The sequence below is a fragment of the Streptomyces sp. NPDC048516 genome, assembly GCF_043199875.1.
Lineage (GTDB): Bacteria > Actinomycetota > Actinomycetes > Streptomycetales > Streptomycetaceae > Streptomyces.
Genome location: NZ_JBICWS010000014.1, coordinates 58,159 through 84,848 on the forward strand (window position 1 = coordinate 58,159; position 26,690 = coordinate 84,848).

Annotated in this window: 24 protein-coding genes and 1 riboswitch; of the genes, 8 read left to right on the forward strand and 16 right to left on the reverse strand. The window is 71.4% G+C overall.

Annotated features, from left to right (window positions below):
• Positions 1–136 precede the first annotated feature (136 nt).
• The 7 genes from ACGFR7_RS25790 to thrC all read right to left on the reverse strand — a co-directional run bounded on the left by ACGFR7_RS25790 (position 137) and on the right by thrC (position 8,141).
• Entirely contained in the window at positions 137–1,054 is a 918-nt protein-coding gene (locus ACGFR7_RS25790; RefSeq protein ID WP_393323696.1) for a cupin domain-containing protein, read from the reverse strand.
• Between the two features lie 70 nt (positions 1,055–1,124).
• The gene (locus tag ACGFR7_RS25795) at positions 1,125–2,033 is read right to left on the reverse strand and encodes a zinc-binding dehydrogenase (RefSeq protein ID WP_393323699.1); all 909 of its coding nucleotides are present in this window, start codon (positions 2,031–2,033) and stop codon (positions 1,125–1,127) included.
• A 575-nt stretch (positions 2,034–2,608) separates the two neighbouring features.
• A complete protein-coding gene (locus ACGFR7_RS25800; RefSeq protein ID WP_393323701.1) occupies positions 2,609–3,379 on the reverse strand; it encodes a phytanoyl-CoA dioxygenase family protein in 771 nt (256 codons plus the stop codon).
• Positions 3,380–3,669: 290 nt separating this feature from the next.
• Positions 3,670–5,295 (reverse strand): chaperonin GroEL, encoded by a 1,626-nt coding sequence (gene groL / locus ACGFR7_RS25805; protein ID WP_088799383.1) that lies wholly within the window; start codon positions 5,293–5,295, stop codon positions 3,670–3,672.
• Positions 5,296–5,830: 535 nt separating this feature from the next.
• Positions 5,831–6,034 carry a cold-shock protein gene (locus ACGFR7_RS25810; protein ID WP_003986833.1) on the reverse strand — a complete coding sequence of 68 codons (204 nt, stop codon included), beginning with the start codon at positions 6,032–6,034 and terminating at the stop codon, positions 5,831–5,833.
• A 423-nt stretch (positions 6,035–6,457) separates the two neighbouring features.
• Entirely contained in the window at positions 6,458–6,736 is a 279-nt protein-coding gene (locus ACGFR7_RS25815) for a MoaD/ThiS family protein (RefSeq protein ID WP_086721746.1), read from the reverse strand.
• A gap of 121 nt (positions 6,737–6,857) precedes the next feature.
• Positions 6,858–8,141, reverse strand: a complete 1,284-nt coding sequence (thrC, locus tag ACGFR7_RS25820) for a threonine synthase (protein WP_393323706.1) — start codon at positions 8,139–8,141, stop codon at positions 6,858–6,860.
• Positions 8,142–8,158: 17 nt separating this feature from the next.
• A riboswitch (SAM riboswitch) is annotated at positions 8,159–8,317 on the reverse strand.
• A 169-nt stretch (positions 8,318–8,486) separates the two neighbouring features.
• Between thrC and ACGFR7_RS25825 the strand changes: the two genes are divergently transcribed.
• The gene (locus tag ACGFR7_RS25825) at positions 8,487–9,449 is read left to right on the forward strand and encodes a glucosyl-3-phosphoglycerate synthase (protein WP_393323709.1); all 963 of its coding nucleotides are present in this window, start codon (positions 8,487–8,489) and stop codon (positions 9,447–9,449) included.
• 3 nt (positions 9,450–9,452) lie between these two features.
• Here the strand turns inward: ACGFR7_RS25825 and ACGFR7_RS25830 are convergent, their stop codons facing one another.
• Complete coding sequence (locus ACGFR7_RS25830; RefSeq protein WP_393323712.1) at positions 9,453–10,208, reverse strand: GntR family transcriptional regulator; 756 nt, start codon at positions 10,206–10,208, stop codon at positions 9,453–9,455.
• 581 nt (positions 10,209–10,789) lie between these two features.
• Between ACGFR7_RS25830 and ACGFR7_RS25835 the strand changes: the two genes are divergently transcribed.
• Positions 10,790–12,253 (forward strand): trehalose-6-phosphate synthase, encoded by a 1,464-nt coding sequence (locus ACGFR7_RS25835; RefSeq protein ID WP_393323715.1) that lies wholly within the window; start codon positions 10,790–10,792, stop codon positions 12,251–12,253.
• A gap of 56 nt (positions 12,254–12,309) precedes the next feature.
• On the opposite strand, the gene ACGFR7_RS25840 is transcribed toward ACGFR7_RS25835, so the two are convergent.
• From ACGFR7_RS25840 to ACGFR7_RS25855, 4 genes are all read right to left on the reverse strand, one after another.
• Complete coding sequence (locus ACGFR7_RS25840; protein ID WP_393323718.1) at positions 12,310–12,834, reverse strand: hypothetical protein; 525 nt, start codon at positions 12,832–12,834, stop codon at positions 12,310–12,312.
• A gap of 218 nt (positions 12,835–13,052) precedes the next feature.
• Entirely contained in the window at positions 13,053–13,964 is a 912-nt protein-coding gene (gene otsB, locus ACGFR7_RS25845) for a trehalose-phosphatase (protein ID WP_393323720.1), read from the reverse strand.
• 190 nt (positions 13,965–14,154) lie between these two features.
• The gene (locus tag ACGFR7_RS25850; protein WP_393324102.1) at positions 14,155–14,373 is read right to left on the reverse strand and encodes a DUF3263 domain-containing protein; all 219 of its coding nucleotides are present in this window, start codon (positions 14,371–14,373) and stop codon (positions 14,155–14,157) included.
• A 370-nt stretch (positions 14,374–14,743) separates the two neighbouring features.
• On the reverse strand, positions 14,744–15,967 hold the full coding sequence (locus ACGFR7_RS25855) for an extracellular solute-binding protein (protein WP_393323723.1): 1,224 nt from the start codon (positions 15,965–15,967) through the stop codon (positions 14,744–14,746).
• 384 nt (positions 15,968–16,351) lie between these two features.
• Here ACGFR7_RS25855 and ACGFR7_RS25860 point away from each other — a divergent pair, with 384 nt between their 5' ends.
• The 3 genes from ACGFR7_RS25860 (at position 16,352) to pfkB (ending at position 19,660) form a co-directional block, all read left to right on the forward strand.
• On the forward strand, positions 16,352–17,278 hold the full coding sequence (locus ACGFR7_RS25860) for an ROK family protein (protein WP_393324105.1): 927 nt from the start codon (positions 16,352–16,354) through the stop codon (positions 17,276–17,278).
• On the forward strand, positions 17,278–18,489 hold the full coding sequence (gene nagA, locus ACGFR7_RS25865; RefSeq protein WP_393323725.1) for an N-acetylglucosamine-6-phosphate deacetylase: 1,212 nt from the start codon (positions 17,278–17,280) through the stop codon (positions 18,487–18,489). Before ACGFR7_RS25860 ends, nagA begins: the two co-directional genes overlap by 1 nt.
• A gap of 232 nt (positions 18,490–18,721) precedes the next feature.
• Positions 18,722–19,660, forward strand: a complete 939-nt coding sequence (gene pfkB, locus ACGFR7_RS25870; protein ID WP_393323728.1) for a 1-phosphofructokinase — start codon at positions 18,722–18,724, stop codon at positions 19,658–19,660.
• Positions 19,661–19,758: 98 nt separating this feature from the next.
• Here the strand turns inward: pfkB and ACGFR7_RS25875 are convergent, their stop codons facing one another.
• Complete coding sequence (locus ACGFR7_RS25875; protein ID WP_393323731.1) at positions 19,759–20,685, reverse strand: carbohydrate-binding protein; 927 nt, start codon at positions 20,683–20,685, stop codon at positions 19,759–19,761.
• Between the two features lie 378 nt (positions 20,686–21,063).
• On the reverse strand, positions 21,064–22,740 hold the full coding sequence (cdgB, locus tag ACGFR7_RS25880; RefSeq protein WP_393323734.1) for a diguanylate cyclase CdgB: 1,677 nt from the start codon (positions 22,738–22,740) through the stop codon (positions 21,064–21,066).
• A 427-nt stretch (positions 22,741–23,167) separates the two neighbouring features.
• Here cdgB and ACGFR7_RS25885 point away from each other — a divergent pair, with 427 nt between their 5' ends.
• Positions 23,168–23,668 (forward strand): flavin reductase family protein, encoded by a 501-nt coding sequence (locus tag ACGFR7_RS25885; RefSeq protein WP_393323737.1) that lies wholly within the window; start codon positions 23,168–23,170, stop codon positions 23,666–23,668.
• A 116-nt stretch (positions 23,669–23,784) separates the two neighbouring features.
• Here ACGFR7_RS25885 and arfB read toward each other — a convergent pair whose 3' ends face one another.
• On the reverse strand, positions 23,785–24,213 hold the full coding sequence (gene arfB, locus ACGFR7_RS25890) for an alternative ribosome rescue aminoacyl-tRNA hydrolase ArfB (protein WP_350253007.1): 429 nt from the start codon (positions 24,211–24,213) through the stop codon (positions 23,785–23,787).
• 203 nt (positions 24,214–24,416) lie between these two features.
• Between arfB and ACGFR7_RS25895 the strand changes: the two genes are divergently transcribed.
• Positions 24,417–24,992 (forward strand): TerD family protein, encoded by a 576-nt coding sequence (locus tag ACGFR7_RS25895; RefSeq protein ID WP_393323740.1) that lies wholly within the window; start codon positions 24,417–24,419, stop codon positions 24,990–24,992.
• Between the two features lie 219 nt (positions 24,993–25,211).
• A complete protein-coding gene (locus ACGFR7_RS25900) occupies positions 25,212–25,709 on the forward strand; it encodes a hypothetical protein (RefSeq protein WP_393323743.1) in 498 nt (165 codons plus the stop codon).
• Positions 25,710–25,730: 21 nt separating this feature from the next.
• Here ACGFR7_RS25900 and ACGFR7_RS25905 read toward each other — a convergent pair whose 3' ends face one another.
• A complete protein-coding gene (locus ACGFR7_RS25905; protein WP_393324108.1) occupies positions 25,731–26,375 on the reverse strand; it encodes a pentapeptide repeat-containing protein in 645 nt (214 codons plus the stop codon).
• Between the last annotated feature and the right edge of the window lie 315 nt (positions 26,376–26,690).

Consider the following 26,690-nt stretch of genomic DNA (forward strand, 5'->3'; position numbering starts at 1 on the left):
GGTCACCGAAGCCGGAGGCACCTGGGCCCGATACGCCCCCGGCGACCGCACACGGTGACGTCAAGACCGGCCGCCTCACCAAGGAAGAGGAATACGCGACACCGCAACATGCGAACCCCTCAGTCCCGAGGCCGGATCACTTGCGAAGTCGCGAACGGTACTCGCCCGGGGCCGCGCCTCGGGCACGTCTGAAGGCCCGGCTGAAAGCGTGCGGGGAGCCGTATCCGACCGCGCCGGAGATCGACTCGACCGGCTCATCGGTATCGCGGAGCCGGACGGACGCCAGGTCGATGCGCCACTGCGTCACGTACGCGCCCGGCGTCTGTCCGAGGGCGGACCGGAAACGCCTGGACAGCGTCGCCCGGGAGACGCTCGTCGCGGCGGCCAGGGTCTCCGTGGTCCAGGGATGTCCCGGTCGGGCGTGGACACATGCCAGAGCGTCGCGCACGACCGGATCACGCATCGCTCCCAGCCATGAGCCGGACTGCTCCTGCGGGCGGCGGGCCAGCCAGGCGCGTACGAACTGAACGAGCAGAAGGTCGACGATGCTGTTGACGGCGGCGGTGGTACCGATCTGCGGCTGTGCGAGCTCCGCAGCGAGAAGTTCGACGGTCCTTCTGAGCTGCGCGTTCTCCCAGGCTGTGACGTGCATCGGCCGAGCGAGGGAGGTAAGCACCGGGGTACGCACCTCCGGGTCCTGCTCATAGCGCAGGACGATCACTTCCGTCCGCACCGGCGCCGAGCCCAGCCGCAGGGCTCGGCCATCGCCAAAAGACCGGGCCGCCGCCTCACGGTCGCAGGAACCCATCGTCACGCCGGCGCCGCCGGCTATCCCGTGTGCGGTGCCCGGCGGCACCAGCACGGCGTCTCCGGCCTGCGCCTGAAGAGGTTTCTCGCCTGGGACGTGGAGCCACATGGTGCCGCGGGACACCACGTGAAGTGCCGCTCCTGGAGAGGAGTCCAGATACAGGCCCCAGGTTCCTCCGGCCTTCAGCATGACCCCGAGCGCCCCACGCGCACCCGAAACACGCAAGACCTCCGCCAGCACATCCATGGGTCCATCCTCGTCCACCGCCGCGAACCGCCCACCGGCGGGCGAGGCGCATGTGTCCTCGTGCACAGCTTCAGGCCACGTCAAGAACGACCTTTCCGTGCACCTTCCGCGCGAACAGCGCCTGGACGGCGTCGCCCACGTCCTGCCAGTCGCCTCGCAGCCCGACCGGTGCCGCGAGCCTCCCGGCGGCCATGAGGCCCAGCAGGTCCGTCAGCTCCCCGCCGGTCGGCGTCATGTCGCCGTAGGTGGCGATGCTGCGGGGCTCACCGAAGCCGAACAAGGTCCCTGACGGGAACGTGGTTTCCTGCCCCGAGGAGTAACCGACCAGGTGAAGGGTGCCGCCCTCGGCGAGGGAACTCCACGCCTGCGCCACCAGCGGCCCGCCGACCGTGTCCAGGACGAGGTCGAACCGGTCCCCGGTCCCGGCCAGGTCGGTCAGGACCTTGGCGGCGCCGAGTTCACGGAGGCCGGCGGCCCGCTCCGGCGAACCGACGAGTGCCGTCACCCGGGCGCCCGCCAGCGCCGCCAGTTGGACGGCGAAGTGCCCCACGCCCCCGCTGGCGCCGGTGATCAGGACGTTGCGCGCCAGCAGGGAACGCTTGCGCAGCACCCGGAACGGGGTGACTCCGGCGATCCCCAGCGCGGCGGCGTCGGCCAGGTCCACGCCCTCGGGGACGGTGCCGAGCGAGGCGGGGCTGACTGCCACCCGCTCCGCCCACGCGTGGGGAGCCATTCCCACCGCGACGCGCGTACCTTCGGGCGGCCCCGAGCCGTCGGATGCGGCGCGCACCACGACGCCGGCCGCGTCGTGACCGTGCACAGCGCCGGCTGGCCACTGGTGCACGTAATTCAGCTCTCCGAAGTTGAGACCGATGTGCCGTATCTCCACCAACGCCTCACCGGCGGACGGTACGGGCTCATCGACATCGGCGAACCGGATGGGCCCGGCGTCACTGTGATCGACCACAAGGGCGCGCATAAGGGGTGTGTTTCCTTCTCTCGTGGGTGCGCCTGAAGACTCGGCGCGGCAGCAGATCGAGTGCGCGAATGCCGCAATGCCGCCTTCTTGGAACCCTTACGCAGGACCGGGACAGCGACCAGACCCGTGAGAATCAATCAGTTGACCATCTGTGTCAGTGCGACTCGCGGCGCGTCGAGCCCCGCACCCGTCCGGTGGATGACGCTGTGCCGGGCACAGACATTCCCGGCAATGTAATGATCTTGAGGCGTCAGCGCTTCCGTCGGGCGGCGGGGTCGCGATGGGCGACGTGCCGGGCGACCGCGTCGACGCCGGGGCGGGCGTACCGCTCCAGCGAGGGGACGGAGGCGTGGCGGGAGCGGGCAGGAGCATCGGGGTGGAGGTGCCGCTCCGCGCGGGCAGCCGCGCGGAGCGCCGGCGCCTGATCGTCGATGAGGAATCTGGAGCCGGTACACCTCCGGCGACCCCACACGGTGACACCAGGCACGGCCTCAACGAGGAATACGCGGCACCTCACCATGCGGACCTACCAGTCAACTGCCGCCGTCATGACGCGAACTGCCCCGTAGCCGTGGCTACCGGCCGAGGCTTCGGCGGATCGCCTGCTCGACCGGCGATGTCCCGTGGTCCACGTCGTACGGCTTGACCGGGTCCAGGGGCGGCTGGGCGAGGAACCGTGGCCGGGTGCCGTGGTGCGCTTGGGCGGAGTGGACCAAGAACGGGTGGCACAGGTAGACATCGCCGGGCCGGCCGGTGGCCAAGGTGATCGGACGATGCTCGGTCGCCGGTGTCGCCCGCGTCGAGATCTCCATCATCGTGAGGCCGTCCTCGCCGTAGGGCGCCAGCAGAGGTGCCACGTCGAGGTGCGAGCCAACCCGGATGCGCGTGGGCGCGTCGTTTTCGTCGATCTCGGAGAAGAGGAAGAGCATGAGCAGGGCCCGTCCCTTGGATGCCACGTTGACGCGGTATCTGAAGTAGTCGCCCGGGTCGGCGTCACCTTGGAAGCTCGCGTCGAGGTGCCATCCATCGTCGCCAGGCGGCGCGGCGCTGGGGAACCGGATCGGAAACGTTCCGAGGCCACCGCGCGGCGCCCAGTGGCCCGGCCCGACCAGCCGGTCGAACGCGGCCGTCAGCCGTGGGTTGTTGGCGGCATCCCGGAACGGCTCTTCGGTATGCCCGTTGATCCTGATCACCGGCTCGGTCCAGGTGGCCGGGTCGTCGGGGGCGCAGCCGGTCTCCCTCCAGAGGATCGTCCGGCACTCAGCAGCCGTCTCCTCGGGGAAAGCCTGCTCGACCTTGACGAAACCGTCCTCGATGAATCGGGTGACCTGGTCATCAGTCAGCATGGCCCAATGTTGCCAAGCCTCAGTTGTCACAGGCGAACGATTTTCAGACGTACATCGCGGACTCAACCGCCACCCGCAGGCGCGGCGGCAAGGAGTTGGAGCCCTTCGGCGACTACGCACGGTCAGCAGCAGGACGGGTCCCGGGGAGAACTGACGACAGTCGCCTACGCGACCTCACCAGTACCGAGGCCGAAAACGCCGCCGGGGCGGCACCCCCTGGGAGGAGGGTGCCGCCCCGACGTACGTCTGGACCTGCGGTCCGGGAGGACCGGTGTCTGATCCGCGAGGGATCAGAAGTCCATGTCACCGCCCGGCATGCCGCCCGGAGCGCCCGCCGCGGCGGCCTTCTCCGGCTTGTCGGCGATGACGGCCTCGGTGGTGAGGAACAGCGCCGCGATGGAGGCGGCGTTCTGCAGCGCGGAGCGCGTGACCTTCGCCGGGTCGATGATGCCCTCGGCGATCATGTCGACGTAGTCGCCGGTCGCGGCGTTGAGGCCGTGACCCACGGGCAGGTTGCGCACCTTCTCCACCACAACGCCGCCCTCGAGGCCGCCGTTGACGGAGATCTGCTTGAGCGGGGCCTCCAGCGCGAGCTTCACGGCGTTGGCGCCGGTCGCCTCGTCGCCGTCGAGGTCCAGCTTCTCGAAGACCGAGGAAGCCTGGAGCAGGGCCACGCCACCGCCGGCGACGATGCCCTCTTCGACGGCCGCCTTCGCGTTGCGAACGGCGTCCTCGATGCGGTGCTTGCGCTCCTTGAGCTCGACCTCGGTGGCGGCACCGGCCTTGATGACGGCCACGCCGCCGGCCAGCTTCGCCAGGCGCTCCTGCAGCTTCTCGCGGTCGTAGTCCGAGTCGCTGTTCTCGATCTCGGCGCGGATCTGGTTGACCCGGCCCTGGACCTGCTCGCTGTCGCCGGCACCGTCGACGATGGTGGTCTCGTCCTTGGTGATGACGACCTTGCGGGCGCGGCCGAGCAGTTCGAGACCGGCGTTCTCCAGCTTGAGGCCGACCTCCTCGGAGATGACGGTGCCACCGGTGAGGATGGCGATGTCGCCGAGCATGGCCTTGCGGCGGTCACCGAAGCCCGGGGCCTTGACGGCGACGGACTTGAAGGTGCCACGGATCTTGTTGACGACCAGGGTCGACAGGGCCTCGCCCTCGACGTCCTCGGCGATGATCAGCAGCGGCTTGCCCGACTGCATGACCTTCTCCAGGAGCGGGAGCAGGTCCTTCACGTTGCTGATCTTGGAGTTGACGATCAGGATGTACGGGTCGTCGAGCGCGGCTTCCATGCGCTCCATGTCGGTCGCGAAGTACGCCGAGATGTAGCCCTTGTCGAAGCGCATACCCTCGGTGAGCTCCAGCTCCAGACCGAAGGTCTGGGACTCCTCGACGGTGATGACGCCTTCCTTGCCGACCTTGTCCATGGCCTCGGCGATCAGCTCGCCGATCTGGGTGTCAGCGGCGGAGATGGAGGCGGTCGAAGCGATCTGCTCCTTGGTCTCCACGTCCTTGGCCTGCTCCAGCAGGGCGGCGGAGACGGCCTCGACGGCACGCTCGATACCGCGCTTGAGGGCCATCGGGTTGGCGCCGGCGGCGACGTTGCGCAGGCCCTCGCGGACCAGAGCCTGGGCCAGGACGGTCGCGGTCGTCGTGCCGTCACCGGCGACGTCGTCCGTCTTCTTCGCGACCTCCTTGACCAGCTCGGCGCCGATCTTCTCGTACGGGTCCTCGAGCTCGATCTCCTTGGCGATGGATACACCATCGTTGGTGATCGTGGGGGCGCCCCACTTCTTCTCGAGGACGACGTTGCGGCCCTTGGGGCCGAGGGTGACCTTGACGGCGTCGGCGAGCTGGTTCATCCCGCGCTCGAGACCGCGCCGTGCCTCCTCGTCGAACGCGATGATCTTGGCCATGTGAAGTGGTCCTCCCGGACTGGGGTGGATTGCTCCGGACCGCGCTGGCGCCCGCGACGGACGACCTGCAGACCTGCGTGGTTCCTTGCCCCACCCGGCCTACGGGCCTCACCGACCCGGTCCTTCTTTGTCACTCTCACTGGGAGAGTGCTAACGCAATGATTAGCACTCGCACCCCTTGAGTGCAAGGCGGCTTCGAAGATGCCTCCCATCGGGGCGGCGCCCGGGTGACGGGTCAATGACGGGTGAGCGCAGGTCCCCCGGGGTCCGCCCGCACTCAGCACCTCCCCGTCCGCCGACAGCGGACAGCGGAGAGCGGACAGCCGACAGCCGACAGCCGACAGCCGACAGCCGACAGCGGACAGCGGACAGCGGACAGCGGACAGCGGACGAGGAGTAGCACGGGGGCAGCGAACGAGAGGCCGCCAACGAGGGGCCGCGAACGAGGGGCTGCCGGCAGGCCACTACGGACAGCAGAAGGCCCGCACCCCTCGGGGGGGTACGGGCCTTCACTACGCAGCAGTCGGTCGGCGCCTCAGCCGGCCACCCGGACCATGTCCGCCTGCGGCCCCTTCTGGCCCTGCGAGATCTCGAACTCGACCCGCTGACCCTCCTCAAGGGTGCGGTAACCGTCCATCTGGATCGCGCTGTAGTGGACGAAAACATCCGCACCACCGTCGACCGCGATGAAGCCGTACCCCTTCTCCGCGTTGAACCACTTGACGGTGCCCTGAGCCATGCCTAACTCCCCTATTACTGGCCCTTGCGCAGGACCGCACTCCGCGGACCCGGGTCAGACCTCACCCCGTGAAAGCCCTGTGGGGTGTGCGCCGGAACGCGTCGACCGCCGCTGAATGTATCTGCACAGATGCCCAGCGCAACAGGTCAATCGGACGAGAAATCTGGGGCCGGAAAATCGGCAATATGCGGTGAAATCCCAGTTCTCCCGGGCAAGTCGGGCCGGGCATAGCTCACCTAAGCGACAAATCTTGCCCACACTTTGGGCACAACTGATCGCGGTCTCATATGCGTTCGGCACACGCACGCGCTATAGGGGAGGGGTATCACCCCAATGATATCTCCTTTCACAACATGGAATTGCCCCGTCCGCTTTCCGGCGGACGGGGCAATTCCGGTCAAGCAGGCCAGGAATTGGCGCAAATCAGCAGCCTCCGGCCACCGCCGGAATGATCGAGACGCCCGCACCGTCCGGGGTCGGCGTCTCAAGGCCCTGCTCGAAGCGCACATCGTCGTCGTTGACGTACACGTTCACGAAGCGGCGCAGCTTGCCGGCGTCGTCCAGCACACGGGCCGCGATGCCCTGGTGGTTCTGCTCCAGGTCGGCGATCACCTCGGAGAGGGTCGCGCCCTCGGCGGCGACCTCGGCCTGGCCGCCGGTGTACGTGCGGAGGATGGTGGGGATGCGGACCTTCACGCTCATGGTTCTGCCTTCCGGGTATTGCGGAGTACGAGTTCGGGGACGGTGGCCCGGCCTCGTGGCGGACGGGCCGGCGACCTCGTGGCGGAGGGTGGCGGCTCGTGCGCGGACGGGGCCGGCAGCGTCAGCGGGCCAGACCGGCCGCGCGGAACGCGTCCAGGTCCGGACGGATCGTGGCCGTGGGCCCGGAGGTCGGGGCGACCGCGTCCAGCGTCTTGAGCCCGTCACCGGTGTTCAGGACGACGGTCGTCAGGGACGGGTCGAGCACACCGTCCTCGATCAGCTTCTTGGTCACGCCGACGGTCACTCCGCCCGCGGTCTCCGCGAAGATTCCTTCCGTCCTGGCCAGCAGCTTGATCGCGTCCACGACCTGCTCGTCGTTGACGTCCTCGACCGCGCCGCCCGTACGGCGGGCGATGTCGAGCACATACGGGCCGTCGGCCGGGTTGCCGATCGCCAGCGACTTGGCGATGGTCTTCGGCTTCTGCGGGCGCACCACGTCGTGCCCGGCCTTGAAGGCCGTGGACACCGGCGAGCAGCCCTCCGCCTGGGCGCCGAAGATCTTGTACGGCTTGTCCTCGACCAGGCCGAGGGCGATCAGCTCCTTGAGCCCCTTGTCGATCTTCGTGAGCTGCGAGCCGGACGCGATCGGGATGACGATCTGGTCCGGGAGCCGCCAGCCCAGCTGCTCACAGATCTCGTACGCGAGGGTCTTGGAACCCTCGCCGTAGTAGGGACGCAGATTGACGTTGACGAAGCCCCAGCCCTCGCCCAGCGGGTCGCCGATGAGCTCGGAGCAGAAGCGGTTGACGTCGTCGTAGTTGCCCTCGATGCCGACCAGGTCACCGCCGTAGACCGCGGCCATGACGACCTTGCCGGCCTCCAGGTCGTGCGGGATGAACACGCAGGACTGGAAACCGGCCCGGCGCGCCGCGGCGCCGACCGCGCCGGCGAGGTTGCCGGTCGAGGAGCAGGACAGGGTGGTGAAGCCGAAGGCGCGGGCGGCCTCGACGGCGATCGCCACGACGCGGTCCTTGAAGGAGTGCGTCGGGTTGCCGGAGTCGTCCTTGACGTACAGACCGCCGGTGACACCCAGCTCGGCGGCGAGCCGGTCGGCCTGGACGAGCTTGGTGAAGCCGGGGTTCAGGTTGGGCTTGTCGGCCACGTCGGCGGGGACGGGCAGCAGCGGGGCGTAGCGCCAGATGTTGTCCGGACCGGCCTCGATCTGCTTCTTCAGGCCCTCGGGGTCGCCGCTCGGCAGGTCGTACGCGACTTCGAGCGGCCCGAAACATTCCTGGCACGCGAAGATCGGGCCGAGCGCGAAGCGCTGTCCGCACTCGCGGCAGGACAGGGCTGCGGCGGGGCCCAGAGCGACGGTGGGGGTGTTTTCGGTGACTTGCACAGCCATGGAGGCGAGGCCCTTTCTCCTCATCTTCCTCGCGACGAATCTCGCCACGAGACGGATTTGGCACCTTCCCTAGCCGGGAGCCTCGCGCGCGGGACGTCAGCGTCCTTGCGGCAAGACCGGCTGGAGGGTTGCCGGGGCTTCAACGGGCCGTATCCCTCTGCCCCTCTGGATGAGCGGTATGGCGCTGGGCCGAAACCCAGGCGTTTGTGGCGCGGACCCCGACATGCGACGGTCATCCGCGTTGTTCAAGACTGTAACCGAAGGCACTGACGGTTGAGATAGTCGTCCGAACCGCGAGATGGATCACAGAGGCCGCCCACCGGCGGCGACCGAGGAGTCGTAGACGTGCTGGAAGAGGTGGAGCGCTGGCTGAGCAGCCGCTCCTGGTCCGCCGCGGACCGACCGCCGGGGCAGCTGCTGGAGGCGAAACACCAGACGGGCCGCACGGTCAGCGTCGTACTGCCCGCCCTCGACGAGGAGGCCACGGTCGGGGCGATCGTGGCGGTGATCCGCGCCGAGCTGATGACCGGCCCGGTCCCGCTCGTCGATGAGCTGATCGTGCTGGACTCCGGCTCCACCGACCGCACCGCCGAGGTCGCCGCGGCGGCCGGCGCCCGGGTCGTCCCCCGCGACAGCGTCCTGCCGCGGCTGCCCGCCGTCCCCGGCAAGGGCGAGGTGCTGTGGCGTTCCCTGCTGGCCACCACCGGCGACATCGTCTGCTTCATCGATGCCGACCTGCGCGAATTCTCCTCCGCCTTCGTCTCCGGGATCGTCGGCCCGCTGCTGACGGATCCGGACATCCAGTTCGTGAAGGCGATGTACGACCGCCCGCTGGAGACCGGCACCGAGGGCGCCGGGGCCGGCCAGGGCGGCCGGGTGACGGAGCTGGTCGCCCGTCCGCTGCTGAACCTGCACTGGCCGCAGCTGGCCGGCTTCGTCCAGCCCCTCGGCGGCGAGTACGCGGCCCGCCGCTCCCTCCTGGAACGCCTCCCCTTCCCCGTCGGCTACGGCGTCGAGCTCGGCCTGCTCGTCGACGCCCTGCACACCGTCGGCCTCGATGCCCTCGCCCAGGTGGACGTCGGCGTCCGCAAACACCGCCACCAGGACGGCCAGGCTCTCGGCCGGATGGCCGCCGCGATCTACCGCACCGCTCAACTCCGCCTGACCCGCGGCCACTTGGTGCGCCCCCGGCTCACCCAGTTCGACCGGGGGGAACAGGGCTTCGTCCCCCGAACGACGGACGTCGACACCGAGGAACGTCCCCCGATGGCGGAAATCCCGGAGTACGCGGCCCGGCGGGCGGCGTGAGGCTCAGGCGTCGAAGTCGTACTCCAGCACGTAGGCGGACGAGTCGAGGATCATCTCGTTGACCTCCACCACGCGCCCTTCGGCGGTCACGGCCGTACGGCTGATGAGGACGACGGGCGTGCCCGCGGGCAGGCGCAGCCGGTCGGCCTCCTCGGCCGACGGCATGCGCGAGCGGACCTCTTCCCGGAAACGGGCAGGAGCCGCGCCCAGCTCGGCGAGTCGGGCGTACACGCCGCCGGCCCCGGTCTCCGGCCGGGTGATCGCCGAGCCCGCGACAAGAGCTGCGGGGAGGCACGAGGTGGCGAGCAGTACCGGCTTGTCGTCGAGCACGAACCGGCGGCGGCGCACGGTGACGGCGTCGCCCGGCGCGAGATCCAGCCGCCGCGCAATGTCGTCGGCCGCCCGCTCCTCGCCGACGGTGATCTCGTCGACCACCAGATCCCGGTCCGGCACATCGGCCGCCCAGACCGACCTCCCGTCGCCCCACTGCTCCCTGGCCAGGCGCGGAACGCCGCGGCGCCGGATGGGCCGGAAGTCCCGCACGAACACACCGGCGCCCTTGCGCGCCTCGGCGATCCCCTCGGAGGCCAGGACGCCGAGCGCTTGACGTGCCGTCATCCGCGCCACGCCGTGCCGCTCCATCAGCTCGTTCTCGCCGGGCAGCCGGTCGCCGGGCCGGAACTCCCCCGCGGAGATCGCCTGCTTCAGCGCGTCGGCGATCCGGCGGTACTTGGGCGACGAGCTCTCCTGTGCGGCCATGACGAAGCATCCCTCCTGGCGATCTCTAGACATCCTAGAGATCTGTTCGAGCGCCCCTCCGCCTCCCCCGACAGTCAGACATCTCTAGAGATCTCGTTGATGCTGTGCGCTCGCTTCGCTTCAATGGGTAGCGATCCAACTTCTCCAGAGAACTGGAGCCGCCATGATGCTCCCTGCCCGCCCGCGCCTGCTTCCCTGGCCAAGCCCGGAGGGAAAGCCGTGCTATCTCCTCTCCGAAGAGGACGGCCCCGTCACCCGGCAGGCCGATGCCATGGAGCGCGCTCAGCTCACCTCCTCCGAAGTTCTCCTGGGGCACGCCCGTGCCCTCCTCCGTGAGAACCGGACCACCGCACCCGAACTGCACTTCCTGGCCTGCTGTTTGACGGACACCCTCGACGACGCCGTGCGCATCGCCGTCAGCCGGGGCGACCGTCTCGGCTGCGAACGCCCTGAGCCTGCCGAAGGTGAAGCCGTAAGACCTCAACGCTGTCCGGCCGGGCCGCGCCTGACGGGCCGTCCCGGCCGCCCCCTTGGCCACTTCCGTACGTTTGCGCGGATGTGTCGCGGGTTACTGTCGCGACATGGTCTCCGAGCGCAGTGCGGCACCAGCGGGTGCCGAGGTTCTTGTCGCGTCCAATCGCGGGCCGGTCTCCTACGGCCTGGCGGAGGACGACACGCTCACCGCCAAGCGGGGCGGGGGCGGGCTGGTGTCCGGGCTGTCGGCCATCGGTCCCGGGACCGACGCGGTGTGGGTGTGTGCCGCGCTCGGTGCCGGCGACCGGGAGGCCGTGCGGCGGACGGGTGGTGCGCTGGATCCGGCCGACACCGGTGGACAGCGCGTCCGGATGCTGGACATTCCGGCCGAGATGCACGCCGCCGCCTACAACGGCATCGCGAACTCGGTGCTGTGGTTCGTCCACCACATGCTGTACCAGACACCGCTGGAGCCGGTCTTCGACGCGGAGCTCCGGGCCCAGTGGGCGTCGTACGAGGCCTACAACCGCGCCTTCGCCCAGGCGCTCGCCGACGAGGCCGCCGAAGGTGCGGCGGTGCTGGTGCAGGACTACCACCTCTCCCTGGTCCCGGGGATGCTGCGGGCGCTGCGGCCCGACGTACGCATCGCCCATTTCTCGCACACGCCGTGGGCGCCGCCGGAGTACTTCCGGATGCTGCCGGACGACATCGCCGAGCAGTTGCTGCGGGGGATGCTCGGCGCCGACCGGCTGGGGTTCCTCACCCACCGCTGGGCGAATGCGTTCCGCGCGTGCTGCGCCGAGGTGACCGGCGGCACCGAGGGCACCCTGATCGGTGTGCACGGGCTCGGGGCGGACGCCGGGTTCCTGCGGGAGCGGTCGCAGCAGGCCGACGTCCACGAGCGGCTGGCAGCCCTGCGGGAGCAGATCGGCACCGGGCCCGACGGGATGGCACGCAAGGCCGTCGTCCGGGTGGACCGGACCGAGCTGTCGAAGAACATCGTGCGAGGGCTGCTCGCCTACCGGGAGCTCCTGGCGGAGCACCCGTCGTGGCACGGGCGGGTCGTGCATGTCGCCTTCGCCTATCCGTCGCGCCAGGACCTGGCCGTCTACCGGGAGTACACGGCGCAGGTCGGACGGCTCGCCGAGGAGATCAACTCCGAGTACGGAACGGAGAGTTGGCGACCGGTCGTGCTGCACGTGAAGGATGACTTCGCGCGCTCGCTGGCCGCGTACCGGCTGGCGGACGTGGCGCTGGTCAACCCGATCCGGGACGGGATGAACCTGGTCGCGAAGGAGATCCCGGTGGTCTCCGACCAGGGCTGTGTGCTGGTGCTCTCCCGGGAGGCGGGGGCGCACGAGGAGCTGGGCGAGGACGCCCTCACGGTCAATCCGTACGACGTCAGCGACACCGCACGGGTGCTGCACGAGGCGCTGTCGATGGAGGCCGGGGAACGCGGCGAGCGCACCGCGCGGCTGGCCGCCGCCGCCACTGCGCTGCCGCCGGCGCAGTGGTTCCTGGAGCAGTTGCGGGCGCTGAGGGAGGAGAGCCCGAAGCGGGACGCCCCCTGAGTCGTCCGCGGCGACGGCCGTCCTTACGGGCGGGCCGGTGGTGAGGTGCGCGCCGATCAGCTGCCGGCGGCCGGGGCGGTGCCGAGGAGAGCCTGCAGGGATGCGCGGTGGAGGTCGGCGATGGGGGCGAGCAGGTCCGGGTGGCGCAGCAGCGGCGCCGCGCGGTGGTCGCGGGGGCCGGGAAGCGTCAGCCGACGGGCCTCGCCGACGGTGTGCGCACCGTGGTGGGTGGCGGGCAGGCAGGCCGCCGCCACGACGGCGAGATCCGCGTCGGCCAGCAGGCAGGCCGCCCAGCTGACGACGGTTTCGTCCACCGAGGTGCGCCAGGCGTCGGCGGCGCCCTCCCGCGGGTGGGCATCGGCGCCGGTGACGGCGTCCAGCCGGGCGGAGCCGCCGGGGCCGAGCAGGTCGAGCAGTTCGGCGTCGAGCTCGGTGGGGTGGCGGAGGGCCGCGGCGAGGGTGACCGCGTGACACGCCTGGGCCTCGGCCAGGGCATGGTCCAGCGGGCCGCCAGTCGACGGGAAGGCGGACAGCAGCCAGCGGGTGGAGGCGGCGATGACGGGCGAGAGATCGGCGGGCATGGTGAAACCGTCCTTCCCACGTGCCCGCCTCGGTGGTGTCACCTGGGCGTGATCCGGTCGCGGGCACTCGGGGCGCGGGTGGCCGGCCAGCGTAGGGCGGCCCTCCGCGCGACGACAGGACGTACGTCACAGGGCCCGTGCCTCCGGACGTACGGCACGGGGCCCGTGGTCCGGGCCGGGCGGGCGGGCCGCGGCCGGCGGGGCCTTGCGGACCCGTCCTACTGCCCTGTCCCCCGTCCCTCGTCCAGCCGGTCGGCCAGGGCGGCGAGCAGACCGACGATTCCGGTCGGGCCGTCGACCACCAGATCGGCGCGGTCGGCCAGCTCGGCGACCTCGTTGCTGCCGCTGCACACCAGGACGCCGCCCAGGCCGTCGGAGCGCAGCTTCTCCACGGCGGCGAAGGCGGCCAGGTCACCCAGGTCGTCACCGGCGTACAGGACGGTGGTGGCACCGGTCTCGCGGACCCAGTCGGCCAGGGCGACGCCCTTGTCCATGCCCGGCGGGCGGAGTTCCAGGACGAGGCGGCCCGGCTCGACGATCAGGCCATGGCGTTCGGCGAGCGCGGTGAGCGGGCCGCGCAGTTGGTCGAAGGCGCCCTGGGGGTCGGTGGCGCGGCGGGTGTGGACGGCGATGGCGCGGCCGCCCTTGCGTTCGATGGCGGTCTCGACCCAGGTGCCGTGCCAGACGCCGGAGGCATCCAGGACGCCGGGGAGCTCGGCCTGTATGGCGGCGATGCCGGGGGGCGGGGCGGGCGCGTGGACGGTGCCGCCGGCGGCTTCCCAGCGCTCGGCGCCGTAGTGACCGAGGACGGTGAGATGGTCCAGGCCCGGTGCCTCGGCGAAGCCGCCGAGGCGGACCGCGACGGTGGCCGGGCGACCGGTGATCACCGCGGCGGCGCGCAACCGGGGCGCCAGGCGACCGAGGGCGGCGACGGCGCCGTCATGGGCGCGGGCCTTCTCCGGGTCGGGGACGATATCGGCGAGGGTGCCGTCGAAGTCGAGGGCGATGACGGCGCGTTCCGGGTGGTCCAGCAGCGCGGCGAGGCCGTCGCGGCCGGCAGCGGTGCGCGGAGTCGGTACGGATCCGGGTGTCGGCTGGGAGTGCGGCGCGGCGTTCGGGGGGCTGCCCATGGCGCCGACCCTACCGGCGGGCGGCAGGCAGCGGGGGCACCTCCGCGAGGGCCGGGGAGGGGGCACGGGCGCACCAGGATGGCGCGGTGGGCGCCCTCGCCGGCGGCAGGCGCCGTGTCAGCGGCGGGGCCGCGCATCAGCGGCAGGCGTCCGTGTCAGCAGGGCCGCGCATCAGCGGCAGGCGTCCGTGTCAGCGGCGGGCGCGGCGCGCCTCCCGGACGCGGCGCAGGCGGTTGACCGTGACGGGGTCGTGGGCGAGCGCCCGGGGGTCGTCCAACAGGGCGTTGAGGAGTTGGTAGTAGCGGGTCGGGGAGATGCCGAGCTGTTCGCGGATGGCGCGCTCCTTGGGGCCGGGGCCCGGCCAGGAACGGCGCTCGACGGCGAGCACCGCCTCGTCCTGGGCGGTCAGCCCCGCGGCGCTCTCGCCCGTCCCGGGAGCACCGGCCGTCCCGGAGGCATTCGCCGTCCCGGAGGCATTCGCCGTCCCGGGGGCATTGGCCGTCCCGGGAGCAGCGGCCGAGCCGGGGGCATTGGCCGGGCCGCCCCTGGCGCTCGTGTCTTCCGGCCCGCCGGTGGCACTCATGGCGCTTGTGGCGCCCGAGCCCTCCGGGCCGCCCGTGCCTTCCGTGCCGCCTGTCATCACGCTTCCACGATAAGCGCACGGTCGGACCGGGACCGGCCCCGCGCCCCGGCCGGACCGGGACCGCGGCCCGCCGGCCCGGGCCCGTCAGCCTGCCCGCGCGCCCCCGCCGCCGGTCCGCGCGCCCGCGCCCCCACCGTCATTCGCCCGTGTTGTCCGCCGCGTCCGCGGTGTTCTGGATGTCGGTGAGCACCCCGTCCGGGTTGCCCCGGGGGTCGACCGCGGCGCCCATCTTCGCCTTGACCGTCTTGGAGATCAGCGGCCAGGAGGTCTTGTTCGCCGGGTAGAACTCGGCGTTGGGGAGCTGGTCGAGGAAGCCGTGCAGCTTGGTGTACTTGTCGTCGGCCCGCATCGCCTCGGAGGCCGAGGTGGTGACCGGCAGCAGGCCGTACTCCCCGGAGAACTTCTCGACGTTCTTGTCGCTGTAGACGAAGTCGAGGAACTTGCCGACCTGGGCGCGGTGACCGCCCTGCTTGAACGCCATCATCCAGTCGGCGACGCCCATGGTGGCCTTGGCCTTGCCGTTGGTGCCGGGCAGTTCGACGGTGCCGTAGTCGATGCCCTTGGCCGCGGCCTGCTTCATCAGGGTGGGGTGGCCGTTGAGCATGCCGACGTCGCCGTCGGCGAAGCCCTGGAAGGCGTCCTTGCGGTTGAGCTTGGCCGGGTCGGTACCGGTCAGGCCCTTGCCGACGAGGTTGTCCTTCAGCCACTTGAACGTCTTGACGTTCTCCGGCGAGTCGATCGTGTACTTGCCGATGCTGTCGGTGTAGCCGCCGCCACCGCTGAGCATCCACTGCATCGTCTCGGCCTGGGTCTCCTCCGGGCCGAGGGGCAGCGCGAAGGGCATCTTGACGCCATGGGCTTTCAGCAGCTGGGCGTCGTGGGCTATGTCGTCCCACGTCTTCGGCGGAGCGGTGATGCCGGCCTGGGCGAACAGCTTCTTGTTGTAGAAGAGCCGCCGGGTGCTGGCGCCGAAGGGCATGCCGTACTGGATGCGCTTGTATTCGCCGGCCTCCGCGAGGGAGGGGGTGAAGTCGGCCTGGGTGGTGACGTTGAGCAGCTTGTCGACGCCGTAGAGCTGGCCCTTGGCGGCGTAGTCGGCGTAAGCGCCGATCTGGGCGAGGTCGGGGGCGTGGCCGGCCTTGACCAGGTCCTCGACCTTCTTGTCGACATCCGTCCAGCTGTAGACGTCGACATCGACCTTGGTGCCGGGGTTCTTCTTCTCGTAGGCGCGGGCGAGCTCGTTCCAGTAGTCCTGGGAGCTGTTGGATCGGCCGTCGCCGTAGTCCGCCGCGATCAGTTTGAGAGTGACGTCGTCGCCGCTACCGGAGCCGCTGCCGCAGCCGGCAAGAGTCAGCGTCATGGTGGTGGTGATGACCGCCGCCAGGCTCAAGTACCGCCGCTGCACCGCTGTTTACCGCCCTTTGTCCTGAAAGTCCGTGCTTGCCGGGGCATCCGCCCCGCCGTCTGTGGGGTCCCCCTCCAACGGCATGGACAGCCGGGCCCGGCCCGCCGTCCGTTACCGAGTCTCCCCCGCGGGCTTTACAAGGTCTACACCACCCCCCGTTTCGCGGAGGTCCAGGACTCCGGGCGCTCTCCCCAGCCCCTCGGGCGGCTCCCTCAAGCAGCCCCTTCGCGCAGTCCCTCCGAGTGATCCGACCGGTGAGTGGACTAGACCTTTCAGGCCGGATCGCGCGAAACTGTTCCCGTGAGACACGTCATCGCCCTTGATGTGGGCGGCACCGGAATGAAGGCCGCCCTCGTAGGGGTGGACACGGCGCCTTCCGGGGGGACCTCCACCGGTCCTCCCGTGCTGCTGTACGAGGCGCGGCGCCCCACGGGCCGCGAGCGCGGCCCCGACGCGGTGGTCGAGGCCATCCTCGGCTTCGCCGCCGAGCTGCGTGACCTCGGAACGGCCCGCTTCGGCGTCCCCGCCGAGGCGGCCGGCGTCGCCGTCCCCGGGATCGTCGACGAGCGCTCCGGCACCGCCGTCTACGCCGCGAACCTCGGCTGGCGGGACGTACCGATGCGGGCGCTGCTGTCCGAACGGCTCGGCGGGCTGCCGGTCGCCCTCGGCCACGATGTCCGCACCGGCGGCCTGGCCGAGGGCCGGATCGGCGCCGGACGGGGCGCAGACCGGTTCCTGTTCGTCCCGCTGGGCACCGGGATCGCGGGCGCCATCGGCATCGGCGGCCGGATCGAGGCCGGTGCGCACGGCAGCGCGGGGGAGATCGGCCACATCGTCGTACGGCCCGGCGGACGCGTCTGCGGCTGCGGTCAGCGCGGCTGTCTGGAGACGGTGGCCTCGGCCGCCGCGGTCGGCCGTGACTGGGCGGCGGTCTGCAAGGATCCGCAGGCCGGCGCGGCGGACGCGGCCAAGGCCGTGGAGTCCGGCGACGAGCGGGCCCGCGCCGTCTGGCACAGCGCGGTGGACGCCCTCGCCGACGGCCTGGTCACCGGGCTGACCCTGCTGGACCCGCAGACGCTGATCATCGGCGGCGGACTCGCCGAGGCGGGCGACACGCTGTTCACGCCTCTGCGGGAAGCGGTCCGCCGCCGCGTTACGTTCCAGCGGCTCCCCTCGATCGTTCCGGCGGCCCTCGGGGACGCCGCCGGGTGCCTGGGCGCAGGCCTGCTCGCCTGGGATCTTCTCTCCACGGAGGTAACCGCCTGATGGCACGGCAACAGTTTGCGCAGCGGCCCTCGGACCCCGGGCGCACCGTTTTGACCGGCGCCCGGATCGCCCGCCCTTCCGGCGTCGTCGAGCGCGGCCGGATCACCGTCGAGGGCGGCCTGATCGGCGATGTCCACAGCCGGGACCTCGACCTGGACGAGGCGGTCGCCGGACGGGTGGTGGACCTGACGGGCCACCTCATCGTCCCCGGCTTCGTCGATATGCACGTCCACGGCGGAGGCGGCGGCTCGTTCTCGTCCGCCGACCCCGAGGAGTGCATGACGGTGGCCGAGACCCACCGCAGGCACGGCACCACCTCGATGGTCGCCTCCACCGTCACCGGCGAACTGACCGACCTCGCCCGGCAGGCCGCGGTGCTCGCCGAGCTGGTCCAGCAGGGCGAGCTGGCCGGCATCCACTTCGAGGGCCCGTTCATCTCCGCGCACCGCTGCGGCGCCCACCAGCCGGAGCTGCTGCGCGACCCGGACCCGGCCGACGTCCGCAAGCTGATCGACGCCGCGCACGGCACCGCGTCGATGATGACCGTCGCGCCCGAACTGCCCGGCGGCCTGGAGTCCGTACGACTGCTCGCCGACGCCGGGGTGATCGCCGCCCTCGGCCACACCGATTCCGACTACGACGCCACGCGCCGGGCCATCGAGGCCGGCGCCACCGTCGCCACCCACCTCTTCAACGCGATGCCCCCGCTGGGCCACCGCACGCCGGGCCCGGTCGCGGCCCTCCTGGAGGACGAACGGATCACCGTCGAGCTCATCAACGACGGCACCCATCTGCACCCGGCGATCCTGCAGCTGGCGGTCCGTGAGGCCGGCGCGGGACGGGTCGCGTTCATCACCGACGCCATGGGCGCGGCCGGGATGAACGACGGGATGTATCCGCTCGGCCCGATGCAGGTCGAGGTCAAGGACGGCGTCGCGCGGATCAGCTCCGGCCCCACGGCCGGTTCGATCGCCGGCTCCACCCTCACCCTGGACCGGGCCTTCCGGCGCGCGGTCACCCTCGACGGCCTCACCATCGACCAGGCCGTACAGGCACTTTCGGCCACCCCGGCCCGCCTCCTGGGCATCGACGACCGGACCGGCTCCCTGCAGACCGGCAAGGACGCCGACCTGGTGGTGCTGGATGCGGCGTACGAGCCGGCGGGGGTCATGCGGCGGGGCGAGTGGGTGGTGCGCCCGAAGGGCGTCTGACGCCCGGCGGGGCGAAGGACGGCGGGCAGGGGCAGGACCGGGGGCGGCGGCACGGACCGGAGGCGGGCCAGAGGCCTTCGGGGACGGCTCAGGTGCACCCGGGAGCGGGCCCGGGTCTGGGCCAACGACCACCAGCGATGGCATGATCGCTCGCGCACTTGTCCGTATGCCACCGCCGCGCGCGGTGGCCCGACGCCCGGCCGCCCGGCCATGACTGCCCGGAGGGGCGACCATGATCCTCACGGTCACGCTGAACGCCGCCCTGGACATCACCTACCGCGTTCCCCGGCTCCAACCCCACGCCACGAACCGGATCACCGAAGTGTCCGAACGCCCCGGCGGCAAGGGCCTGAACGTCGCCCGGGTGCTGGCCGCCCTCGGCCACCGCACGGTCGCCACCGGCTTCGCGGGCGGCGGCACCGGCGAGGCGCTGCGCGCGCTGCTCGCCGAGACCGACGTCACCGACGCACTGGTCCCGGTCGGCGGCGCCACCCGCCGCACCGTCGCCGTCGCCGACGCGAGCAGCGGGGACACCACCCAGCTCAACGAGCCGGGCCCGACCGTCTCCCCCGCCGAATGGGACACCTTCCTCGGCACCTACCGCGAACTGCTGGGCGAGGCACGGGCGGTGGCGCTGTGCGGCAGCCTGCCGCCGGGCGTTCCGGTCGACGTCTACGCCCGGCTCACCCGGGCCGCGCGCAGCGCCGGTGTCCCGGTCCTGCTGGACACCAGCGGCGAGCCGCTGCGCCGGGGCCTGGCCGCCCGCCCCGACCTCGCCAAGCCCAACGCCGATGAACTCGCCGCCCTCACCGGCAGCACCGAACCGCTGCGCGCCGCCCGCGACGCCCGCCGCCGCGGTGCGCATGCGGTCGCCGCCTCCCTGGGCCCGGACGGCATGCTCGCGGTGACCGCCGACGGCGCCTGGCAGGCCGCGCCGCCACAGCGGATCGCCGGCAACCCGACGGGCGCAGGCGACTCGGCGGTGGCCGGTCTGCTGTCGGGGCTGGTGGAGGAGCTGCCCTGGCCGGACCGGCTGGCCCGTGCGGTGGCTCTGTCCGCCGCGACCGTACGGGCCCCGGCGGCGGGCGAGTTCGACGCGACGACGTATGAAGAGCTGCTGGCGCGGGTGGTGGTGACGAGCGCTCACTCCACCTCCGGTCCTGCCCTCTGAGCAGCAGGCCACGCGCCCCATGACAAACGGTGTGCCGCGGGGATCGTCCTCCCCGCGGCACACCGCCGGTGTCTACCGGGCCTTCGCCCGCCCCGCCGTCAGCGCTTGACGTGGCCCGCCTTGAGGCTGACCTTGTCCAGGTTGAAGTCGCACTTGTTTCCCTGCTCGCACGAGATCTTTATGGTGTTCGTGCCCTTGTTCAGCTGGATCCAGGCGAAGGTGCGGGTCCAGCCCTTGTCCCACTCGCCCTCCTTCGCCCCGGCGAAGTTCTCCATGTTCAGCTTGGTCGAGCGCGGCTGGCCGTTGATGGTCAGCGAGGAGTCGGCGTCCTTGCCCGGGACGCCGTAGCCGACGAAGAGCGTGTAGTCGCCGGAGCGGGGCACATCGACGCTCCACGTGGCCGACGCACCGGGGGCGTTCATACCGGCCACATACGTCCCGCCGTCCGAGCGGGCGCCGGGCACGTCCTTGGCCGTGCTGGCCCCGCCGTCGAGCCGCAGGCTGCCCGCGTCCTGTTCGGGCAGCTTGCCGGGACCGGGCTTCTTGGGCTTGTCACCGGGGTGCACCTTGCCACCGGCCGACGGCTCCGACTTGCCCGCGGTGTCGTCCTGGGAGTCCTTGCCGTTGGTGAGCATCGCGACGCCGATGCCTATGCAGACCACCGCGACCACGGCGACGGCACCTATCAGCAGGCCGTTGCGACCGCGGCGCGGCTCCTGGCCGCCGCCACCGTTGCCCGGGGCCGTGCCCGGACGGGCGCGGTCCCCGCCGGGCAGCGTTTCCGGCGCGGCGTAGTGGGCGTTCTGCTGCCCGTAGGTCACCTGCTGCGGGGCCTGCTGCCCGTACTGGCGCTGGCCGACCGCCCGCACCTGGTTGTAGGAGGTACGCGGGACACCGGGCTGCCGCGCTGCCGCACCGTCGCCCGACGGGCCCGGTGCGCCGCCCTCGCCGCCTTCCGAGCGGTAGAGATAGGCGAACGGGTCGTCGTTCTCCGGCGTGTCCGCGCCGTTGTTGCCGGCCGTCATTCCGTGTCACTCCCAAGCGATCTGTGCGCGTCTGGACGCGTCTTCCCGCGTGCGCTGTCGTCTGCTGCGCGAACTGTCTGGCGGGCCCCCGGCGGCGCCGCGCCGCATCGGCGCAGCCTACCCCCTCAAGGCCTGCGCACACCGAGCCCGAAGGGCCACAAGATCGCTACGGATCGGTGAACTGCTGGTGTGGGGGCCGCGGGGTGCCGGGTGTGAGATACGCGGCACCCGGCCCGGGCGAGGCGGGCACCCCGGGCGACAGGGGCGCTCGGGGTGACGCGAGTGACAGGAGCGCTCCGTGCGACGGGAGCGACCCGAGCACCCCGGGCGACGGGAGCGACCCGGCCGCCCGCCGGTGCCGGCCGCTCCGCCCGCGGATCATCCCGCCGCCCGCCGGTTCGCCTTCGAGCGGGAGCGCTTTTCGACGTACATCCGCTGATCGGCCGACTCCAGCACTTCCTCGGCCGTCATCCCGCAGCTCGCCCAGCCGATGCCGAAGCTGGCGCCCACCCGGACCGCCCGGCCCTCCACCCGGATCGGCGGGATGATCGCGTTCCGCAGCCGGACCGCGAGATCCTGGGCGTCGGCGGTGCCGAGACCGTCGGCGAGCACCACGAACTCGTCGCCGCCGAGCCGGGCGACCGTGTCGCCGTCCCGGACGCCGCTGGTCAGCCGGCGGGCGACCTCGATCAGCACCGCATCGCCGGTGTTGTGCCCGAAGCGGTCGTTGATCGACTTGAAGCCGTCGAGATCGCAGAAGAGGACCGCGAGCCCCTTGGAGCCGTCGTCGGCCGGCCCGTCCGCGGGGGCGACGAGATGGACGTGGTGGTCGAACGGGGCCGGGGGCCCGCCCTCGAAGCCGTCGAGCCCGTCGAAGGGCTCCTTGCCGTCCGGCCGGAAGCCGGGGGCCTCGTGGGGATCGGTGTGCAGGACGCGCGAGGAGGCGTAGGCGTCCGCCATCGAGCCGGGCGCGCGGGAGCACAGCCGGGCACCGAGCCGGGCCCGCAGCTCCGCGCTGTTGGGCAGTCCGGTCAGCGAATCGTGGCTGGCGCGGTGCGCGAGCTGGAGCTCGTGGCGCTTGCGCTCCTCGATGTCCTCGACGTGGGTGAGCAGGAAGCGGGGCCCGTCGGTGGTGTCGGCGACGACGGAGTTGCGCAGCGAGACCCACACGTAGGTGCCGTCCCGGCGGGCCAGCCGCAGCTCGGCGCGGCCGCCCTCGGCGGAGGTGCGCAGCAGCGTACCGATGTCCTCGGGATGGACCAGGTCGGAGAAGGAGTAGCGGCGCATCCCGGAGGCCGGGCGGCCCAGCAGCCGGCACAGCGCGTCGTTGGTGCGTAGCAGCCGCCCGTGCTGGTCCCCGCCCATTTCGGCCACGGCCATCCCGCTCGGCGCGTACTCGAAGGCCTGCCGGAAGCTCTCCTCGCTGGCGCGCAGCGCCTGCTGCTCGCGCTCCAGCCGGACCAGGGCGCGCTGCATGTTCGCCCGCAGCCGGGCGTTGCTGATCGCGATGGCGGACTGGAAGGCATACATCTGCAGGGCTTCCTGGCCCCAGGGGCCGGGCCGCCGGCCGTTGCGCGGCCGGTCGACGGAGATCACTCCCAGCAGTTCGCCGCCGCCGTTGGACGCGGTGTACATGGGCGCGAGCAGGCGGTCCATGGGATGCCACTCGTCGGGGAAGCGGGGCGCGGGCCCGGCCGTGTGCCACTGCGGTACGTCGTCGTCATCGAGCACCCAGCCCTCGGTGTGCGGGATGAAGACCAGGTCGCCCCAGCGCTCGCCCATGGACAGCCGGCGCTCCCAGGAGGTGCGGGAGCCGGCCCGTCCGGCCATCAGCGCCTCGGCGCCCGCACTGCCGGCGACCGCGGCGACCACGAGATCGCCGTCGGGGCGGACGAGATTGACCGCGGCCAGCTCGTAGCCGAGCCCGTTGATCGCGCCGTCGGCGACCGTCTGCAGGGTGTCCGCGAGGCTACGCGCGGTATTCAGCTCGGCGACCACTTGGTGCAGCTGCCGCAGGGTCGCAAGACGGACGTATGGCTCCGACTCGGTCTCCATCGCTCGCTCTCCCTGAGACCTCGACAGCAAACTCCACGATTCTTTGTCGTCCGATTCCACGCTCACTGAATCACAGTGAGCTGTTCACTCGGTACACAGGGTCAACAATTAGCGCCTCCTGTGACTCAAGTCACAAAGCCGGATGGGTGTTTGGCGATCTTCCATAAACCCGCCACGAGAGCGTGCCTTCACTCTTTCTACACTTGCTGAACGCAAATTTCCGAGTGTTCCGGACTTCCGTCGTCAGACCTAGGACGCGGCTGGTCCCCGGGCCCGATGCGCGGCGGGGGCCGACGAAGTTAGCGTTTATGGCGTGTTCACGAAAAGCGCTGCCGATACGGCGACCTCCGGGCCCACCGCCCCTTCCGCACCCGTCGTCAGCCTCACTTCCACGCCGGACGGGGCGCCCATCCCGCATTCTGTTGGAGTGAGTGACGACGAATTCCGTGCCGCCCTGTCCCGCCTCGCCGCGGGCGTGGTGCTGATCACTGCCCGCGACCCGGACTACGGGCCGCACGGCGAGGACGTCGGTATGACCGCCACGGCATTCCTGTCGGTCTCCCTCGACCCGCCGCTCGTCATGGTGAGCGTTCGCAACGATTCACGGATGGACGACCTGCTGGAGCTGCAGCCGCTCTGGGCCGTGTCGGTGCTCTCGGGACATCAGCGGCAGGTTGCCGGGCGGTTCGCGATGAAGGGGCGGATCAGCGACCGGCTGCTCTTCGAGGACCTTCCGTTCGTACGGGGCGAGGTGTCCGGTGCCCCGCTCATCGGCGGGGCGCTCGCCACCATGGAGTGCCGTACCGAGCGGCGGGTCGTGGCCGGCGATCACACGCTCGTCATCGCACGGGTCCTGGCCACGTCGCTTCCCGTCGAGGACGACGGGCCGCTGACGTACTTCCGCGGGAAGTACCGGCAGTTGGGCTGAGGGACCGAGTCGCCGGCGGGGACGCGGAGGCGGGACGCGAAAGCGGGACTGCCGGGGGCGGCGCCTGCGGACCGGTCAGCCCCGGCTCGAGGCCGGTCAGCCCCAATCGGGGACGGTCAGCCCCAGTCGCGGCCCGAGCGGCCGCGCTTCGTGTCGCCGCGCTGCTTCTTCTCCCGCAGCCGCCGCTCGTTGATGCCCCGTGGGATCCGCGACTTACGGCGCGGCTTGGGCGGTGGCGCGGTGGCCTCGGCCAGCAGCGCGGCCAGCCGGACGGCGGCGGTCTCGCGGTTGCGCCACTGGGAGCGGTGCTCCGAGGCCCGTACGGACAGCACTCCGTCGGTCAGCCGGCCTGCCAGCCGCTCCAGGGCGCGCTCCTTCCACACCGGCGGCAGCGCCTGCGTCTTGCCGAGGTCGAAGCGCAGCTCGACCTGGCTGTCGCTGGTGTTGACGTGCTGGCCGCCCGGACCCGAGGAACGCGAGAACCGCCAGACGAGCTCGGCCTCGGGAAGGACGACCGCACCGCGGATGACATGGGGCCCGGACATGCGTCCTATGATCTCGCGCGCCACGGGACCCGTCACCCGCTTTTCCTGGTCCATTGCGGCACATCCACCATCAGGATTCGGCAAAGAAAGTAAAGAGTGCTGGAACCTCCCGGTCCCCTGATGGCGTTGTGGTGGGTGACGGTAGCTTCGTCCGCAGTACGGAGCCCGACGCTTCGACGAGTCGACAAGGAAAGGGACATCCCATGGCTGTAAGCCTGTCCAAGGGCGGCAACGTCTCCCTCACCAAGGAGGCACCGGGCCTGACCGCCGTCACGGTGGGCCTCGGCTGGGACGTCCGGACCACCACCGGCACGGACTTCGACCTCGACGCGAGCGCCATCGCGGTCAACCCGAGCGGCAAGGTCTACTCCGACCAGCACTTCGTCTTCTTCAACAACAAGGCGACGCCCGACCAGTCGATCGTGCACACCGGCGACAACGTCACCGGCCAGGGCGAGGGCGACGACGAGCAGATCAACGTCAACCTGGCGGCGCTGCCGGCCGACGTCGACAAGATCGTCTTCCCGGTCTCGATCTACGACGCCGAGAACCGCAGCCAGAACTTCGGCCAGGTGCGCAACGCGTTCATCCGCATCGTCAACCAGGCCGGTGGCACCGAGATCGCCCGCTACGACCTCAGCGAGGACGCGGCCACCGAGACCGCCATGGTCTTCGGCGAGCTGTACCGCAACGGCGCGGAGTGGAAGTTCCGCGCCGTGGGCCAGGGCTACGCCTCGGGCCTCGTCGGCATCGCGCAGGACTTCGGCGTCAACGTCTGATCCGACGTCTGAGCCACACCAGCACCCGGCGCGGCCGGGTCAGCGCAAACGGAGGGCCGGTTCCCCATGGGGGCCGGCCCTCGGCGCGTTCCGGGGGCCGGGGAGCCGTGGGCGGAGCACGGACGGGCCGGGGCGGGCACCGCACGGGCGGGCCGGGCCGTCTCTCCGTGCGACCGGTGCGGACGTCTCCGCTCCGCACCGGCGTGACACCATCAAGACGTGATCGACGTCGGCTACTCCCTCTCCCGCCGCTTTCCGGACCCGCCGCAGACGGACTACCGGACCGCGGACGTGCGCACGCTGCGCCACGACCTCTTCTGCGGCGATGTCTACCTCGCCGACACGAAGACGGACCGCGAGCTGTCCACGGCCTGGGGCTGGGTACCGGTCCTCGACTTCGCCTGGGCGCTGTGCGACATCGTCGAACAGCTCGACACCGACCCCCGGGGCAACCGCTCCGCCCGCCCCGTCCACGCCGAGCTGGACTTCACCGAATCCGCGGACCGGATCTTCTTCGAGCGCCGCTTCGGATGGGTGGACGTGGACGCCGACTGGATGCAGGCCGACGAGGCCCCGCTCACCTTCAACCACTCCGCACTGCGCCGCGAGGCCCGCGACTTCCTGCACGACCTGATCGCCGACCTCACCGATATGCACGACGGCCTCGGCGACAACCCGGCCATCTGGGACCTCCAGGCCCGCTTCCCCCGCGTCTGAGCGCCCGGCCGGCCGGGCGGCTCACTCCACCCGCACCCCCAGCTGGGCCGCGAACGCCGGGGCCAGATCGAGCAGTTGGGACGCGCTGATCACCGCGCCCGACAGCCGGTCGATCCCCCGGGCGATATCCAGCGCGGCCGCACCCCGCAGATCGACGTCCTTCATCCGCGCCTCGGTGAAGTCCGCCCGCGCCAGCGTGCAGTCGTCGAACGTCACCCGCTCCAGCTCCGCCCCCGCGAAGTCCGCCTCGACCAGCACACAGCCCTCGAAGGCGACATCCCGCAGCTTCGCCTTCCGCAGATTCGGGAAATCGATCTTCCCGCCGCGCACCACGACGCGCTGCAGCACCGCCCCGTGCAGCTGTGTCCCGCCGAGCCGGGCGTCCGACACCTCGACATCGCGCAGGGACGCCTGGGAGAGGTCCGTGCCGACGCCGCGTACGCCGCTCAGCACGGAGTCGATGATCCGCGCCCGGCTGAGCACGGTCTCGTCGAGCGCGCAGCGCCGCAGTGCGCAGTCCAGGAAGCGCGCGCCGCGGGCCGACTGCCCGGCCCAGTCGGCGTCCGCGAACTCCAGCCCGTCGTAATCCCCCTCGGCCTCCAGCTCACCGCCGTCGTACGCCGCCAGCTCCGTCAGCCGCACCTCCGGCCGCCGCACCGCCCGCAGCGTCTCCTTACCGCGCCCTGCCACCGGGCCACCGCCTTCCTGCCGTCCGAGCCCGTCCGCCGTTCCGACGCCCACGCCGCCGTTCCGGCCGAGAACCTGGATTCCGGTCCATGCCCACCGCTCGGTCCATGCCCACCGCTCCGGTCCGCGCCCGGCTTCCGGTCCACGCCTGCACAGCCCATCGTGAACCACCCCACTGACAACGTGCCCTGACCTGCAGAAATAGCCGGCGGATCGCGGCGGCAGGCCCCCTGCCGCCGCGATCTCCGGCCGCTCCGGCCGCCCCGGCCGGGGCGGCCGGAGCGGCCGGAGATC

What these genes read in the sequence shown, in the direction of transcription:
- ACGFR7_RS25835 (WP_393323715.1), top strand. Translation starts at nt 10,790, where the DNA reads ATGGTCTCCGAGCGCAGTGCGGCACCAGCGGGTGCCGAGGTTCTTGTC.
- arfB (WP_350253007.1), bottom strand. Translation starts at nt 24,213, where the DNA reads ATGTCCGGGCCCCATGTCATCCGCGGTGCGGTCGTCCTTCCCGAGGCC.
- ACGFR7_RS25875 (WP_393323731.1), bottom strand. Translation starts at nt 20,685, where the DNA reads ATGACGGCCGGCAACAACGGCGCGGACACGCCGGAGAACGACGACCCG.
- ACGFR7_RS25855 (WP_393323723.1), bottom strand. Translation starts at nt 15,967, where the DNA reads ATGACGCTGACTCTTGCCGGCTGCGGCAGCGGCTCCGGTAGCGGCGAC.
- otsB (WP_393323720.1), bottom strand. Translation starts at nt 13,964, where the DNA reads ATGGGCAGCCCCCCGAACGCCGCGCCGCACTCCCAGCCGACACCCGGA.
- ACGFR7_RS25840 (WP_393323718.1), bottom strand. Translation starts at nt 12,834, where the DNA reads ATGCCCGCCGATCTCTCGCCCGTCATCGCCGCCTCCACCCGCTGGCTG.
- ACGFR7_RS25800 (WP_393323701.1), bottom strand. Translation starts at nt 3,379, where the DNA reads ATGCTGACTGATGACCAGGTCACCCGATTCATCGAGGACGGTTTCGTC.
- groL (WP_088799383.1), bottom strand. Translation starts at nt 5,295, where the DNA reads ATGGCCAAGATCATCGCGTTCGACGAGGAGGCACGGCGCGGTCTCGAG.
- ACGFR7_RS25860 (WP_393324105.1), top strand. Translation starts at nt 16,352, where the DNA reads ATGAAGGCCGCCCTCGTAGGGGTGGACACGGCGCCTTCCGGGGGGACC.
- cdgB (WP_393323734.1), bottom strand. Translation starts at nt 22,740, where the DNA reads ATGGAGACCGAGTCGGAGCCATACGTCCGTCTTGCGACCCTGCGGCAG.
- ACGFR7_RS25895 (WP_393323740.1), top strand. Translation starts at nt 24,417, where the DNA reads ATGGCTGTAAGCCTGTCCAAGGGCGGCAACGTCTCCCTCACCAAGGAG.
- ACGFR7_RS25830 (WP_393323712.1), bottom strand. Translation starts at nt 10,208, where the DNA reads ATGGCCGCACAGGAGAGCTCGTCGCCCAAGTACCGCCGGATCGCCGAC.
- pfkB (WP_393323728.1), top strand. Translation starts at nt 18,722, where the DNA reads ATGATCCTCACGGTCACGCTGAACGCCGCCCTGGACATCACCTACCGC.
- nagA (WP_393323725.1), top strand. Translation starts at nt 17,278, where the DNA reads ATGGCACGGCAACAGTTTGCGCAGCGGCCCTCGGACCCCGGGCGCACC.
- ACGFR7_RS25815 (WP_086721746.1), bottom strand. Translation starts at nt 6,736, where the DNA reads ATGAGCGTGAAGGTCCGCATCCCCACCATCCTCCGCACGTACACCGGC.
- ACGFR7_RS25795 (WP_393323699.1), bottom strand. Translation starts at nt 2,033, where the DNA reads ATGCGCGCCCTTGTGGTCGATCACAGTGACGCCGGGCCCATCCGGTTC.
- ACGFR7_RS25790 (WP_393323696.1), bottom strand. Translation starts at nt 1,054, where the DNA reads ATGGATGTGCTGGCGGAGGTCTTGCGTGTTTCGGGTGCGCGTGGGGCG.
- thrC (WP_393323706.1), bottom strand. Translation starts at nt 8,141, where the DNA reads ATGGCTGTGCAAGTCACCGAAAACACCCCCACCGTCGCTCTGGGCCCC.
- ACGFR7_RS25810 (WP_003986833.1), bottom strand. Translation starts at nt 6,034, where the DNA reads ATGGCTCAGGGCACCGTCAAGTGGTTCAACGCGGAGAAGGGGTACGGC.